The 14242-nt window shown below is 38.5% G+C and carries 13 protein-coding genes and 1 pseudogene; 13 read left to right on the top strand and 1 reads right to left on the bottom strand.

The genetic code is table 11. The features are described 5' to 3' along the window. The first annotated feature begins 2 nt into the window (after positions 1 to 2). The 13 genes and pseudogenes from phnH to AA0017_RS14515 all read left to right on the top strand — a co-directional run bounded on the left by phnH (position 3) and on the right by AA0017_RS14515 (position 12813). Complete coding sequence (phnH, locus tag AA0017_RS14575) at positions 3 to 614, top strand: phosphonate C-P lyase system protein PhnH (protein WP_413375520.1); 612 nt, start codon at positions 3 to 5, stop codon at positions 612 to 614. Beyond that, the gene (locus AA0017_RS14570; RefSeq protein WP_413375518.1) at positions 602 to 1717 is read left to right on the top strand and encodes a carbon-phosphorus lyase complex subunit PhnI; all 1116 of its coding nucleotides are present in this window, start codon (positions 602 to 604) and stop codon (positions 1715 to 1717) included. Before phnH ends, AA0017_RS14570 begins: the two co-directional genes overlap by 13 nt. Then, a pseudogene (locus AA0017_RS14565) lies at positions 1701 to 2558 on the top strand (alpha-D-ribose 1-methylphosphonate 5-phosphate C-P-lyase PhnJ); the annotation flags it as partial. The gene AA0017_RS14570 and the pseudogene AA0017_RS14565, both read left to right, overlap by 17 nt. Before the next feature lie 6 nt (positions 2559 to 2564). Then, a complete protein-coding gene (locus tag AA0017_RS14560; protein ID WP_413382610.1) occupies positions 2565 to 3404 on the top strand; it encodes an ATP-binding cassette domain-containing protein in 840 nt (279 codons plus the stop codon). A gap of 13 nt (positions 3405 to 3417) precedes the next feature. Next, positions 3418 to 4623, top strand: coding sequence for a phosphonate metabolism protein PhnM (phnM, locus tag AA0017_RS14555; protein WP_413375516.1), 1206 nt, complete (start codon positions 3418 to 3420; stop codon positions 4621 to 4623). Next, the gene (phnL, locus tag AA0017_RS14550; protein ID WP_413375514.1) at positions 4620 to 5330 is read left to right on the top strand and encodes a phosphonate C-P lyase system protein PhnL; all 711 of its coding nucleotides are present in this window, start codon (positions 4620 to 4622) and stop codon (positions 5328 to 5330) included. Before phnM ends, phnL begins: the two co-directional genes overlap by 4 nt. Next, positions 5327 to 6151: a PHP domain-containing protein gene (locus AA0017_RS14545; RefSeq protein ID WP_413375512.1), complete on the top strand. Its 825-nt coding sequence runs from the start codon at positions 5327 to 5329 to the stop codon at positions 6149 to 6151. Before phnL ends, AA0017_RS14545 begins: the two co-directional genes overlap by 4 nt. A 118-nt stretch (positions 6152 to 6269) precedes the next feature. After that, the gene (locus AA0017_RS14540; RefSeq protein WP_413375510.1) at positions 6270 to 7367 is read left to right on the top strand and encodes a PhnD/SsuA/transferrin family substrate-binding protein; all 1098 of its coding nucleotides are present in this window, start codon (positions 6270 to 6272) and stop codon (positions 7365 to 7367) included. A gap of 29 nt (positions 7368 to 7396) precedes the next feature. After that, positions 7397 to 8161: a phosphonate ABC transporter ATP-binding protein gene (phnC, locus tag AA0017_RS14535; RefSeq protein WP_413375508.1), complete on the top strand. Its 765-nt coding sequence runs from the start codon at positions 7397 to 7399 to the stop codon at positions 8159 to 8161. Between the two features lie 12 nt (positions 8162 to 8173). After that, positions 8174 to 8959 (top strand): phosphonate ABC transporter, permease protein PhnE, encoded by a 786-nt coding sequence (gene phnE, locus AA0017_RS14530; RefSeq protein WP_413375506.1) that lies wholly within the window; start codon positions 8174 to 8176, stop codon positions 8957 to 8959. After that, the gene (locus tag AA0017_RS14525) at positions 8959 to 9804 is read left to right on the top strand and encodes an ABC transporter permease subunit (protein WP_413375505.1); all 846 of its coding nucleotides are present in this window, start codon (positions 8959 to 8961) and stop codon (positions 9802 to 9804) included. The genes phnE and AA0017_RS14525 overlap by 1 nt, the downstream gene beginning before the upstream one ends. 392 nt (positions 9805 to 10196) lie before the next feature. Next, positions 10197 to 11156, top strand: coding sequence for an L-lactate dehydrogenase (locus AA0017_RS14520; protein WP_413375503.1), 960 nt, complete (start codon positions 10197 to 10199; stop codon positions 11154 to 11156). 34 nt (positions 11157 to 11190) lie between these two features. After that, the gene (locus AA0017_RS14515; RefSeq protein WP_413375501.1) at positions 11191 to 12813 is read left to right on the top strand and encodes a lactate permease LctP family transporter; all 1623 of its coding nucleotides are present in this window, start codon (positions 11191 to 11193) and stop codon (positions 12811 to 12813) included. Positions 12814 to 13336: 523 nt separating this feature from the next. Here AA0017_RS14515 and AA0017_RS14510 read toward each other — a convergent pair. Beyond that, complete coding sequence (locus tag AA0017_RS14510) at positions 13337 to 14098, bottom strand: GNAT family N-acetyltransferase (RefSeq protein WP_413375499.1); 762 nt, start codon at positions 14096 to 14098, stop codon at positions 13337 to 13339. Positions 14099 to 14242: the final 144 nt, after the last annotated feature.

Genomic DNA, 14242 nt, shown 5'->3' with positions numbered 1-14242 from the left:
CTATGTTAAAAATCGATGAGGTCCATGATTTGCAAAGAGTGTTTAGAGAAATTCTTAAAGGAATGTCGCGTCCAGGAACGATAACGAATGTGTTAAAAGCTGATTCTGATTATAAACAACATGAATATCCGTGCTCGTTGCCAACCTGGTTAACGATTTTAACTTTGCTAGATTCTGAAGTCAGCTATACCGTTTTGTCAGAGGAGACGGATGAGATAAAAAATAAAATTTCGGCTTATACGTTAGCAAAATATACAGAAGTCGCTCAGGCTGATTTTATTATCGTGCTAAAGGGTTGTGATGAGTCCATTATAAAACGTGCTTTATCGGAATGTAAGATTGGAACGTTAATCGATCCCGATCAGGCGGCGACTTGGGTCTTTGAAATTGAATCGATTTCTTCTCATCGTCAGCTGCAATTAAAAGGACCAGGAATTAAAGCGGTAAAAGATATCGAAATAGCTGGTATGTCTAATATTTGGAAAGGACGCTCTGAAAAAGTGAAAGAGTATCCGCTCGGAATCGATATGATTTTTGCCGACCAGTATGGGAACCTCGTTTGTATTCCGAGAACAACAAAAGTAGAAGAGAAGGTGAGCGAATGGGTTATGTAGCGGTTAAAGGTGGGACGAATGCGATTGAAGCCTCGATTCAGCGCATTCGATATGAGCGCTTAAAAGAGGAAGAGATGATTGAAGTTCAGACGATTTTAGCGACGATGAAACCGTTAATTGATCAAATCATGTCGGAAAGTAGCTTGTATTCACCAGAATTAACAGCCCTTGCGATTAAACAAGCGCAAGGAAGTATGGAAGAGGCGGTTTTTCTCATGAGAGCCCATCGTTCAACCTTACCGCGTCTCTATTTTAGTGAAACGATTGAGACAGATGAAATGTTTGTAAGGAGAAGAATTTCCGCTAGTTTTAAGGATATACCAGGGGGTCAATTGTTAGGGGCCACAAATGATTATACCCATCGACTCCTTAATTTTGATTTGTTAAAGGAAGATATGGTTGAAAATAGTGAATGGCTAAAAGTATTTCGAGGTCAATGGGATAATGCTCAGTCAGCTAATGAGGTCGAATATTTTCCGAAAGTTGTCGAGTATTTACGCGCAGAGGGTTTATTTCCAAGTTATGAAAAAAACAATGAAGCCCCTTTTGATATTACGAAACAAAGCATCACATTTCCAGCACCAAGAAGTGCCAAATTGCAAACTTTAACACGTGGACAAACCGGTGCGGTGACCTCATTAGGGTATGCCTCCTTACGAGGGTATGGTCAAGTTCACCCCAATGTAGGAGAGGTGAGGGTCGGAGAAGTTCCTGTTTATGTCTCACATCCAATGGAGGTCGGGACCGATCCTAATGAAGATTATTACTTAGGGGAGGTTACGGTTACGGAGGTCGAGTCCTTTGTTCCGGTTAAGGTTAAAAATAAAGCTAAAAAAGAAGAACTACAATTTGAAATAGGGTATGGTATGTGCTTTGGTCAAAATGAAACAAAAGCGATTGCGATGAGTATTTTGGATCAGTGTCTAGAACATCCTGAAGCGTCGTTTCCAACCCATGATGAGGAGTTTGTTTTGTTACATATTGATTCGGTCGAGTCAACGGGGTTTATTTCACATTTAAAGCTTCCTCATTATGTCACTTTCCAATCTAAATTAGATAGTTTACGAGAGATTAAAAAAGGAGGAAATGAGCGTGAAAACTAATCATCATTTTGCTTTTTTTGATGAAGGATCGAAAAGGGAAATTCGAAGAGCGTTATTAAAAGCTGTTGCGATCCCAGGTTATCAAGTTCCTTTTGCCTCAAGAGAAATGCCAATTGCTCGTGGTTGGGGAACGGGGGGATTGCAAATCACTCTATCGATTATCGGAAAAACGGATACGTTAAAGGTGATTGACCAAGGGGCAGATGAATCGGTTAATGCGATTAATATTAAAAAGCTCGTTCATTTAACAACCGGCGTCGATATAACCGAGCAAACAGACGAGGCTTCGATTATTCAATCAAGACATCGTATTCCTGAAGTTCCACTGACAGAGGATCAAATTCTCGTTTTACAAGTGCCTGCACCTGAACCGTTACGAAATGTCGAAGCGAAGGAACATCAAACGAAAATTCTTCATGCGGAAGAGGAATATAGTGGAGCATGGTTAATGTTATTTGAGCAAATTATGAAGTATGGAAGAACATCGACAGGGGCGGATCATCCCGTTTATGTAAACAACCGTTATGTGATGGCTCCGAGCCCAATTCCGAGATTTGATAATCCGAAAATGTATCAGTCGGATGCTCTTATTTTACTTGGGGCAGGAAGAGAGAAAAAGATTTATGCTGTTCCTCCGTATACAAATGTTCACTCATTGGCGTTTGAGGATTACCCGTTTTCCGTTGAATCATTCCCAGGAAAATCGTGCCGTTTATGTGGGGCCGAAGATATTTTTTTAGACGAGTTACAAGATTCCGTAACGAATGAGACGATCTATCAGTGTAATGATACGAGCTTTTGTTTAGAGCGTTTAAATGAACAAAAAGAAGTGGAGGCTGAAAAAATTATGTTTGAGAAGCCAAGCTTGTCTGTACGGAATCTAGAGAAGCAATTTGGGGAAGGGTGCCCCAGTTGCTCCGATGTGAGCAACCGCATCTTAGAAAAAAATTATTGCCCTACTTGTGGAACGGTTTATGCTTGCCAAAATGTTTCCTTTGATTTGTATCCAGGTGAAATTCTTGGGGTGGTCGGTGAAAGTGGTAGTGGAAAGTCGACGCTGATGCAATGTTTATATTTTGATTTAGAAGTTACGAGTGGAGAAGCTCATATTCAAGCAGAGGAATGGCAAGCGATGAATTTATTTTCCTTATCGGCTCAGCAAAAAAGGTTTATTCGAAACCATCATTATGGGATGGTCTATCAAAATCCAGTACGTGGGTTAAAAATGGATATTTCCTCGATTGGAAACATTGCAGAAAAATTAATCGCAGCCGGCCTAAGGAATGTTTCCGAAATGGAGAAGATTGGGGCGATGCTTTTGGAAAATGTACAAATCCCCCTTAATCGTAGAAAAGAAGAGCCAAAAAACTTTTCGGGGGGGATGCAGCAGCGTGTTCAAATCGCCAAGGCCCTTTCCAATAATCCGCCGATTTTATTTTTAGATGAAGTGACGACTGGACTTGATTTATCGGTTCAAGCAAGTGTTTTGGATTTAATTAAACAAATTCAAAGAGATTTAGGAATTAGAATGTTAGTCGTTTCCCATGATTTAGCCGTCATCAAAATGCTCGCCGATCGTACGATAGTGATGTTAAATGGAGCGATTATTGAAGAAGGCTTAACCGACCAAGTTTTAGAGGATCCACAACATTCTTATACTCAACAGCTTGTTTATTCTTTGTTATAGAAGGAGTGGTCATATGTATATTATTTGCAATGGGTTAGTCGTAACGGAGGATACCATTTTAGAAGGGTATGCCGTTGTTGTGAAGGATGATTTAATTACAGCTGTTATTGATGAAAGAGAGCTCGAACACTATCCAAATGCAACTTGTATTGATGCAAACGGAGGGTATATCACTCCTGGATTTATTGATATTCATTCAGATTATATTGAATCGATTGTCTCTCCAAGGCCGACTAGTATGATGGATGTCGATACTAGTTTAAGAGAAGCGGAAAAAATCTTAATTGGCAATGGGATTACGACGATGTTTCATTCGTTGTCCTTTTACCGTGAAGATGTGTTTACTCATAAGCCGATGCGCTATCCAGAAAATGTGCAGAAGCTTGTCGATGCGATTCATAAAACGCATCATAATCCTCATTTGATTCGCCACAGACTTCATGCACGATTTGAGATTGATAATTTATTAGAAATTGAACAACTGAAACAAAACATCAAGGATGGAAAAATTCATCTTCTCTCCTTTATGGACCATACACCAGGTCAAGGACAATACCGAAATATAGAAATGTATCGGGATACTTTACGTGGATATCGTGATGTATCTAATGAAGAGCTTGACCAAATTATTTCAGAAAGGCAAGAGGCAACTGTAATGACGGTCGAGCATATGAAGGAGGTTGCTGAATTTGCGATTCAACAAGGGATTGCGGTTGCTTCCCATGATGATGACAATGAACAAAAGATTACGGTGGTAAAGGAGTTCGGAACGACGATCAGTGAATTTCCGATTACGCTTGAGGTTGCTAAAAAGGCAAAAGAAGAAGGGTTATTAACGATTGTTGGTGCGCCAAATGTGATGTTAGGTGGCTCGCATTCTGGAAATTTATCAGCTAGTGAAGCAATCAGGCATCAATATGCGGATATTTTATGTAGTGACTACTATCCATCTGCTCTCCTACACGCGGTTTTTACTCTTCATGAAACACATGGGCAGAATTTAGCGGAGATGTTTCGTATGGTTACACTAAATCCTGCTAAAGCTGTTAACCTTGAGCACGAACTTGGTTCGATTGCACCTGGTAAAAAAGCAGATCTCTTAATCATTGAACGAATGGAAGATGGTTATCCAATGATTACGACGACGATGGTGAATGGTGTCCTTTTGACCCAAACGAAATATCGAACAAACTCTTACGCACAGGAAGTGATCGGATGACGATTTTAACCATTGAAAACTTTGGAAAATCCTTTACTATTTCTTATCAAAATAAACGAATTGAAGCGACAAAAGGTGTTCATTTTTCGCTTGAGGCGGGAGAGTTTATCGGCATTATCGGAAAAAGTGGCAGTGGAAAATCGACTATCTTAAAAAGCATTTATCGAACCTATTTACCTGATAAAGGTGAAATTTATTATGAATCAGAACGATTTGACAAGATTGATTTGCTTCAAGCGAGCGAACGACAAGTTCTTTATTTAAGAAAACATGAAATCGGATATGTCTCTCAATTTTTAAATGTGATGCCTCGTGTGACGTCAAAGGAGCTCGTAATCCAATCGGCGTTAGAAATGGGCAAATCAGAAGCAGAAGCGATTGTAGCTGCCGAAAATATTTTAACTCATTTTGAATTAGATTCTTCCTTATGGGATACATATCCTAACACCTTTTCTGGTGGGGAAAAGCTAAGGCTTAATATTGCGATTGCAACGGTGAAACGACCGAGAATCCTTTTGTTAGATGAACCGACGGCAAGTTTAGATAAAAAATCGAAAATAAAGGTGAGGGAAATGATTGAAAAGTTAAAAAAGGAAGGAACGACCCTTATTGGCATCTTTCATGATCTCGAGTTTATGGATGGTTTATGTGACAAAGTCTATGATATGCAATCGAAAAGTTTGACGGTTACTGGAGTAAGGATATGAGAGCCGATCTACATGTACATAGCCATTATTCCGATGGTTCTGATTCGGTGGAAGAAGTGCTTCAAAAAGCGAGAAAAAATGACATTAGCCATATTAGCTTTGTTGATCATGATACAACAGCAAGCTTGGAGGAGGCCCTAACATTAGGAAAGCAGTACGGAATAGAAGTGATTCCAGGAATAGAGATTTCGGCCTTCGATTTTCAACGGAACCGAAAAGTCCATATTCTTGGATATGGATATACGGAGAAGGCGACTCATATTCAACAATTATGTAAGCCACTGCTTGAGCGGAGACACCATCATTCGATCTGGCAAATGGAGCAGATTGAGAAGGCAGGTTTTAAACTAGACCGACAGTCCATCTTTGAATATGCGAATACGAGCAATGTCATTTACAAACAGCATATTATGCATTCTCTGACGATGCAGTCCTTTTATTCAAGGGACTATCAAAAGCTCTATCAAATGTTATTTAAAGGTGGAGTGGCCAAAGGTGACATTCATTATGTCGACGCGCTCGAAGCGATTCAAGCGATCAAAGCGGACGATGGGATGGCCGTATTGGCCCATCCTGGTCAGTTAGATTCCTATGAATTTGTTCCAGAATTAATCGAGGCTGGTTTAGATGGAATTGAACGTAATCATTTTGATCATTCTAACGAAGATCATCTTCGCGTTGAAGCGCTTTGTGAGAAATACAATCTATTTATGACAGGTGGATCCGATTATCATGGTTCTTATGGGAAGCCTGTCGAGGTTGGAGAGCTGATAAGTCCTAAAAATAAAGTTAATGTAAAAGAGAATTATACTTATCGTTAAATAACGGTAAATATAGAAAAAAATGAAATCAATTATGTTTTAATAAAGTTGGTTATAAATTCTTTGAAACTTAAGACGGAATCTATTTTACTATTTATTTAAAAAGGGGCTAAAAGTGATGATGAAAAAGTATGGGTTAATCTTTATGGTTATGATGGGGTTGTTTCTATTAATCGGTTGTTCAGGAGAGAGTAATACGGGAACGGCAGCTAATAGTAATGACAATACTACCAATGATTCAAGTACTGAAAATGAGGTTGCTGTGGATGAAAGTAGCGGAGAAATTGATATGGTATGGTATCCGAATGAATCTGGTTCTGATATGAAAACAGCACGAGATGAAATTGGGGCAATGATTGAAGAGGCAACAGGCAAGACCGTCAATCATCATTTAACAACGGATTATGCGATTGCGATTGAGACGATTGTTAATAATAATTCAGCGATTGCTTTTATGGGAGCACAAGGTTTTATTGAAGCACAAAATCGAAATGAAAATTTAAAGCCATTAGTCGTAACTTCAGGTGGGTCTGGAACACTAGATGATGCCGTTTATTATAGCTGGTTAGCGGTTAATTTGGATGAACAAGATGATTTTAAAGTGGACGGTGAGTTTTCTTTAGATACACTTCATGAGAAAACAATGTCATTTGTTTCGAATAGTTCAACTTCTGGTTTTAAAGTTCCAGCTGCAGATATTCTCGGTCACTATCAACCTAAATCAGATTTTGCTGATTTAAGTGAGACAGATTTAATGGAGGGGGGCCCATTATTTAGTCAGGTGCTTTTCGGAAACTCCCATCAAGGTTCAGCCGTTAATCTCTTAAATGGACGAGCAGATGTCGCGGCATTCTGTGATTCATGCTTGGAAAACTATGTGGAATTAGTTGAAGGTGAAGAGAATACGGTCGGTGCGATTTATCAAGTAAAAGATGGGGCGGCAGAACCCTTTAACACAGTACCAGAAGCGGAATTTATCATTATGCATGCAACGCCTGTCTTAAATGCTCCATTTGTTGTAAACCATGAATTACTAAGTGAAGAGGAAATTCAAAAATTGAAAGATTTAATGACTTCAGATGAGGTAGCCAATAATGAAAAAATATTTGTTCCTTCTGATAGTGGGAATTCTGGATTATTTTTCAAAAGTGCAGAAGAAAGATTTGTAGAAGTAGAGAATGAGTGGTTTGATCCTATTCGTGAATTATCCAATTAATTTTGAATAAGAAAAGGGGAGTGAATCACATGGCCTTACTTGAAGTGAACGGAATTAGTAAATCGTATCAAGCGAATATCCAAGTGTTAAAAAACATTGAGTTTTCAGTTAACGCAGGAGAGTTTGTCTCAATTATCGGGCCATCAGGTGCAGGTAAATCGACACTGCTACGTTGCTTGAATCGATTAGTAGAAGTTAATAGTGGTGAAATTTTATTTAATGGGTTGGATGTAACGAAATTAAAGCGTAAAGAACTGCGTCAGCTCCGGACGAATATCGGAATGGTTTTTCAACATTATAACCTCGTTCCACGGTTAACGGTCATTGAGAATGTGTTACATGGACGTTTTGGTTATAAGTCAACATTGGCTGGGATGTTAGGGCATTTTACAGAGGAGGAGAAGGAAAAAGCCTTCTCCTTACTGAAACAAATGGGAATTGAAGAACATGCGTATAAACGCTGTGACCAATTGAGTGGTGGACAGCAGCAGCGTGTAGGGATATGCCGAGCGTTGATTCAAAATCCGAAGTTAATTTTATGCGATGAACCGATTGCTTCACTAGATCCGAATGCATCCAAAGTTATTATGGATCACCTGCGTTCGATTACGACTGATTTAGGAATCACTTGTCTTGTTAATTTACATCAAGTTGAGGTTGCCCAAGATTATTCAGACCGGATAATCGGTTTGAATAAGGGCGAGGTTATCTTTGATGGAAAACCTATTAGACTTGATCGAACAATGATTGAACATGTATATGGAATGGAGTCAAGAGAATTAATTACAGTGTAGGGAGAAAAAGAGATGGATAAAAATATTATTCGGAAACGAAAATGGCAAGGTACCCTTATCTTTTTCGCCGTCATTTTGATTAGCTATGCTTCAGCTGTGGTGACAAATTTTGATTTAATTGATGGAATGGCGACATTGCCAGCTGCTTTTCAATGGATCATTTCAAATTTAATGATTACAGCGGATGCCTTCGAAAAATTGCCAGGCATTATGGATAAATTGATTGAGACAATTTTTATGTCGATTGCGGCTACGACGATTGCGGCTCTAGTATCGATATTCTTGGGATGTATGGGCTCAAAAACGACGAGAACAAATGGTGCTTTGAGCGTATTTGCTAGATTTATCGCCTCGGCCTCTCGTAATATTCCTGTTGTGGCTTGGGCATTGATTTTGCTCATTTCATTTGGACAAAATTCAATGACTGGTTTTCTAGCATTATTTGTTGGGACGGTTGGGTTCCTAACACGGGCCTTTATTGAAGCGATTGATGAAGCAGACCAAAGTGCGTTTGAAGCCCTTCAAGCTTCTGGGGCGACCTATTTTCAAATTGTCTCAAAGGCCGTTCTCCCCCAATGTCTCCCACAAATGATAAGTTGGACATTATTTATGGTTGAAACGAATATTCGAAGTGCAACACTAGTGGGAATTTTGACTGGAACGGGAATTGGTTATACGTTCGATTTATATTATAAAATGCTAGACTATGAGGCTGTCGCCTTGATTACGATGACGATCGTTATAGCGGTAATTATGATTGAACTGGCATCTAATCAAATACGAAAGGTGATTTTATAATGGAGACAGCTTATATTAAACGTACGAGAAACGGAAAAATAAACATTAAAGCTGGTAATAAAATAACAAGTGTTATGAACTGGACGATTTTAGGATTAACCGTTTGTACGATTATTGCTTTCCTTTTATTTGATTATACTGGTTTAAACTGGTCGACGGCTATTTCTGAAACACTATATAACCTCAAAACAATGTTTTTAGAACCACAGCTTAATCATTTCAGCTGGGGAGAGGCCTTTTATCAAATTGGCGTGACGTTAGGGCTTGCCGTTTTATCGACGGTTATTGGTGGGGTGATTGCCTTTTTTCTAGCACTCATGTCTGCTTTGAATTTATCAAAGGCTTGGCTATCAAAGATGATTCGAGTGATTATGGCTTTTATTAGAGCTGTCCCAACCGTACTTTGGGTGCTAATTTTTGCGATTGCCGCAGGGCTTGGTAGTGAAGCGGCGATATTAGGTATGCTCTTTCATTCCATCGCTTATTTAACAAAAGCTTTTTCAGAATCCTTTGAAGAAGTTGACAAAGGGATTTTGGAAGCTTTGAGGGCAACAGGGGCGAGTTGGTGGCAAGTGGTCAAAAATGGGGTTCTGCCAACGACCTTTACATACTTATTATCATGGACATTCTTAAGGTTTGAAATCAACTTTGGCGTAGCGGTTGCAATGGGAGCTGCAGCCGGAGCAGGTGGAATTGGCTTTGAACTGTTTATGGCTTCAGGATTTTATTTTGATTTAAGAGAGGTTGGCTTCATCACTTATTCGATATTAGTAGTGGCGTTAGTTTTAGAAATTATTTCTACGCAGATGAAAAAGCGTTATTTTCCAGTGACAGCAGAAAAATAAAAGACTTATATAAATGAGATGGGCCTGATGAAATTCTGATGTGATTTCATTAGGCTTTTCTTATATTTTTGTATATAAGTTAATTGAGACTGCTACCCATTGGTCTTGACTTTCTAGGGGAAGCCAGAACCACAAGCCCGCTTTTCGGTCCCTTTGTGAGGGGGAGGGTTAAGCCTCCACGGTTTTGTTTTACTTGAAGCCACTAAATCCCACGCGAGTTTCCGCTTCGTTTTTTATGTTTAAGATCGTATATAAAAGGAATTATAAGTATGTCGATTTAATGACAAAGTTTGTGAAATGTTTCACAAGTTATTAGAATAAAGTTATAATAAAACTGTAATCAGAAATGAAAGGCACTAATAAATCTTAAGTATTTTGAGAGGATGATTGTAATGAAAAATACGGATAAAGTAAACCGCGTTGTTGTGATTGGAGCAGGATTTGTGGGGAGCAGTTACGCTTTTTCAATGATGAACCAAGGAATAGCCGAGGAGTTAGTCATTATTGATTTAAATAAAGAGAAAGCAATCGGTGATGTAATGGACTTAAACCATGCCGTAGCCTTTTCAGATTATCCAACAAAAATATCTTTTGGTGATTATAGTGATTGTAAAGAGGCAGATATTGTTTGTATTTGTGCGGGAGCCAATCAAAAGCCAGGAGAAACACGCCTTCAACTAGTCGAAAAGAACCTTCGTATTTTTAAAGGGCTTGTAAATGATGTGATGGAAAGTGGATTTGATGGAATTATCTTGGTCGCAACAAACCCTGTTGATATTTTGACTCAAGCGACTCAAAAATTTAGTGGCCTTCCAAGACACCGAGTTATCGGTAGTGGAACCACTCTAGATACAGCCAGATTACGATTTATGCTTAGTGATTATTTTAAAATCTCGACTAGTCATATACACGCTTATATTATGGGCGAGCATGGTGATACATCGCTTGCAGTTTGGAGCACCGCAACCGTTGGAAATATGCCGATTACACAGTATTTAAAACAAGATGAGTCTTATAAGATGGAAGATCTTGAAGAAATTTACGAAAATGTACGTGATGCGGCTTATCATGTTATTCAAAAAAAGGGAGCAACCTACTATGGCATTGCGATGAGCTTGGTACGAATCACAAAAGCCATCTTAAAAGACGAGAATGCAATATTAACGGTTAGTGCGTATCTTGATGGTGAATATGGGGCAAAAGATGTTTGTATTGGTGTACCAACTACGGTGAATCGGAATGGGATTCGTGAAGTGACGGAATTAAACTTAAGTGAGAAAGAGCAAGAAAAGTTCACTCATAGCGTGGAAACTGTTCAAAATATTTATCGAGAAGCGATCGAAAAAGTGTAAAAATCTAAATTAATACGTAGGGAGAAATGACCTCATGTGGTTCCAACAATATGATCCATTAGGCAATGAACTATTTAGTGCCTTGGTAGCAGCTTTGCCTATTATCCTGTTCTTGTTGTTTTTGACCTTATTTAAGATGAAAGCCATCTATGCGGCGGGTCTAACGCTTGCCGCTAGTGCTCTTATCGCCATGTTTGTATTTGATATGCCAGTTCTAAATGCACTCGCCGCGATGTTAAACGGAATAGCTAATGCTCTTTGGCCAATTGGATATATCGTCATTATGGCGGTGTGGCTTTATAAAATTGCGGTGGAGTCAGGGAAATTTGATATTATTCGAGGGAGTATTGCAACGATCTCAGAAGACCATCGTATACAGTTGTTATTGATTGGATTTAGTTTTAATGCTTTCCTTGAAGGGGCTGCCGGTTTTGGAGTACCGATTGCGATAAGTGCGGCCCTCCTTGTGACGTTAGGTTTTAAACCAATTAAAGCTGCCGGCCTGTGTCTAATTGCGAATGCGGCCTCAGGTGCCTTTGGGGCAATCGGGATTCCAGTCATTACAGGGGCACAAATAGGTGGATTAGAAACGCTTGAATTGTCAAGAATGCTTGCCTGGATGTTACCTGTCATTTCCTTTAGTGTCCCGTTTCTATTAATTGTCATTTTAAATGGTTTTAAAGGGATGAAAGAGATTTTTCCAGCTATTCTTGTTGTAAGTGGTGTGTATACAATTGTTCAAACATTGACGATCATCTTTATGGGGCCTGAACTTGCCAATATTTTGTCGTCATTATTAAGTATGGTTGCACTTGCCTTATTCTTGAAAAAATGGAATCCGAAAACTATTTATCGTGAGCCAGGAGCAGAAGAACGAGTGCCATTACAATCTTATAAATTCAAACAAATTGTTGTAGCTTGGTCTCCTTTTTATATCTTAACGGCGATTATCGCCTTATGGAGTTTACCTGGATTTAAGGCTTTATTTGCTCCGGGGGGAATGCTTGATTTTACAACGATTCGCTTTCCAATCCCAGGATTACACGAACAAATTGTTCAAAGCCCGCCTATTGTGGCAGAGGCTACACCAGTTACAGCGATTTGGAACTTAAATTTAGTTTCTGCTACAGGAACCGCTATTTTAATCGCGATTATTCTAACAAGCATTTTATTTCCTGCTTTATCAGCGAAGCAGACTTTTTCAGAATTAGGAAAGACGGTTAAAGAATTGTGGATGCCTATTCTCACTATTTGTTTAGTTATGGCTTTTGCGAATCTGTCCAATTTCTCTGGTTTAAGTGCATCGATAGGAATTGCGCTCGCGAAAACAGAAAACTTCTTCCCGTTTGTGAGTCCTATTCTTGGGTGGATTGGCGTTTTCTTAACAGGCTCTGTTGTTAATAACAATGCCCTATTTGGAAGCTTACAAGTTGTGACGGGAACACAAATCGGAACATCTCCAGCTTTACTAGTGGCAGCTAATACAGCAGGAGGCGTCATGGGTAAATTAGTTTCGCCTCAATCAATCGCCATTGCCGCAGCAGCTGTTAGTCAGACAGGAAATGAATCTTCCATCTTTAAGTACACGTTAAAATACAGCTTAATGTTGTTATTTATCGTTTGTATCATGACCTTTGTGCTATCGTTGTTTTTCTAAAAGGCTTTAAGAAAAGACAGGTGAATTTAGGTTCATCTGTCTTTTTTGTCTGTTTTTTTCTTCATTAAGGATTTATAATTTAAATAATAATTATGCTCAACTGAAACGGAGTCCATTCTTTTATGAAAAAGATTGCATTTATCATGTATCAATGTTTCCTATTTATATTACTGTTACTCACAAATCTTTTTTTATCTCCATTTATTAAACCGCCTTTCTCTTATATAGACTTAATTGCAGGGGTTTTACAAGGTGTTATTTGGTTGATTGTTATTTATTTCATTCCTATACTGTATAAACGTTCTAGTATGAGGTTAAGGAATAAAGTGTTTTGTTCAATTACTTCATTTATTTTAGCAATTATATTTATAGTAGCATTGGAAAATATATGGTTTGAAATAAAAGGTGAGATGTTATTCAATGTGCTTTTCTTTAATTGAAAATAAGCGGGGCTGCCCAATTAGGTCATGGAAACGACTTTATCTGGGCAGTCTTTTTGTGCTATCTAATTTGGTCTCCTTTATTACATAAGTTCTTTCAATCGTTTAATAACTGTGTGAACTGTTATTCGATGAAAGGAGATAAGTTCTCCTTTAAAAACAACCGAGTATATGCCATAAGGGGTTGGGGCTAATTCCATTAATTGATTTCTCGTTTTTAAGTCGATGATATTCACAGCGATTCCTAATGTGCTTGCAGCTGTTTTTATATTTTCTGTAGCAATTTCAACATAAGGGCATTGAAACGAACGTAATATAGTTAGTCCCTCATATTTTTGAGTTCTTTCTTCCCAATTAGTAGGGAATGTCGGGATTGAATCGTTTTGTTCTAATGGATAAACGAGCAATTCGAAGTGATGAGGACCTATCGCCGTTTGTTTGAACTGATTTTTTATAAAAATTTCTTTGCTTGGTGTCCAAGAGGTTTCTGGGTTTGTTAAAACAATCACACCACTCTTGGAGGATGCTTTTGCTTCTTGAATACATTTTTGAATGAGTTTTGTACCATAGCCTTTGCCATTTTCACTTACCCATAAACAATGGATGACTAAATAGTTTTCAGCAAAAACAACACGAGATGAATTCTCACTTGCTGTATATTCAATAAACCCGACTTGTTTTTTATTTTCAATTAATTGTACATATTTCAACCCCTCTTCAAACCGCTCGTTCAGCCATTTATTCTTATTTATGTATCCATTCGACTTCTTTTTACTTCTAAGACAGAAGCTACCAATCCCTTCTAACAGTTGGCTATCCATTTCTAATAATTGTGTATTCGACATCTAGAGCCTCCTTTGAATTATAACTATTTCTACAAGTGGAAGGGGATTTCCTTTTTAGGAACATTCGTCGTTAAAATGAGAAGGAATAGATGGTGATAGGTAATGAAAAAGTGGAGTTGTGTGAATTAGGGTGCGAATAAATAA

Source organism: Alkalihalobacillus phoenicis, assembly GCF_047302405.1.
Classification (GTDB): Bacteria; Bacillota; Bacilli; order Bacillales; family Bacillaceae_D; genus Alkalihalobacillus.
The sequence above is the reverse complement of the archived record's forward strand: the minus strand, read 5'-3'. Positions and strand labels throughout refer to the sequence as shown.

What these genes read in the sequence shown, in the direction of transcription:
- phnH (WP_413375520.1), top strand. Translation starts at nt 3, where the DNA reads ATGTTAAAAATCGATGAGGTCCATGATTTGCAAAGAGTGTTTAGAGAA.
- AA0017_RS14570 (WP_413375518.1), top strand. Translation starts at nt 602, where the DNA reads ATGGGTTATGTAGCGGTTAAAGGTGGGACGAATGCGATTGAAGCCTCG.
- AA0017_RS14560 (WP_413382610.1), top strand. Translation starts at nt 2,565, where the DNA reads ATGTTTGAGAAGCCAAGCTTGTCTGTACGGAATCTAGAGAAGCAATTT.
- phnM (WP_413375516.1), top strand. Translation starts at nt 3,418, where the DNA reads ATGTATATTATTTGCAATGGGTTAGTCGTAACGGAGGATACCATTTTA.
- phnL (WP_413375514.1), top strand. Translation starts at nt 4,620, where the DNA reads ATGACGATTTTAACCATTGAAAACTTTGGAAAATCCTTTACTATTTCT.
- AA0017_RS14545 (WP_413375512.1), top strand. Translation starts at nt 5,327, where the DNA reads ATGAGAGCCGATCTACATGTACATAGCCATTATTCCGATGGTTCTGAT.
- AA0017_RS14540 (WP_413375510.1), top strand. Translation starts at nt 6,270, where the DNA reads ATGATGAAAAAGTATGGGTTAATCTTTATGGTTATGATGGGGTTGTTT.
- phnC (WP_413375508.1), top strand. Translation starts at nt 7,397, where the DNA reads ATGGCCTTACTTGAAGTGAACGGAATTAGTAAATCGTATCAAGCGAAT.
- phnE (WP_413375506.1), top strand. Translation starts at nt 8,174, where the DNA reads ATGGATAAAAATATTATTCGGAAACGAAAATGGCAAGGTACCCTTATC.
- AA0017_RS14525 (WP_413375505.1), top strand. Translation starts at nt 8,959, where the DNA reads ATGGAGACAGCTTATATTAAACGTACGAGAAACGGAAAAATAAACATT.
- AA0017_RS14520 (WP_413375503.1), top strand. Translation starts at nt 10,197, where the DNA reads ATGAAAAATACGGATAAAGTAAACCGCGTTGTTGTGATTGGAGCAGGA.
- AA0017_RS14515 (WP_413375501.1), top strand. Translation starts at nt 11,191, where the DNA reads ATGTGGTTCCAACAATATGATCCATTAGGCAATGAACTATTTAGTGCC.
- AA0017_RS14510 (WP_413375499.1), bottom strand. Translation starts at nt 14,098, where the DNA reads ATGTCGAATACACAATTATTAGAAATGGATAGCCAACTGTTAGAAGGG.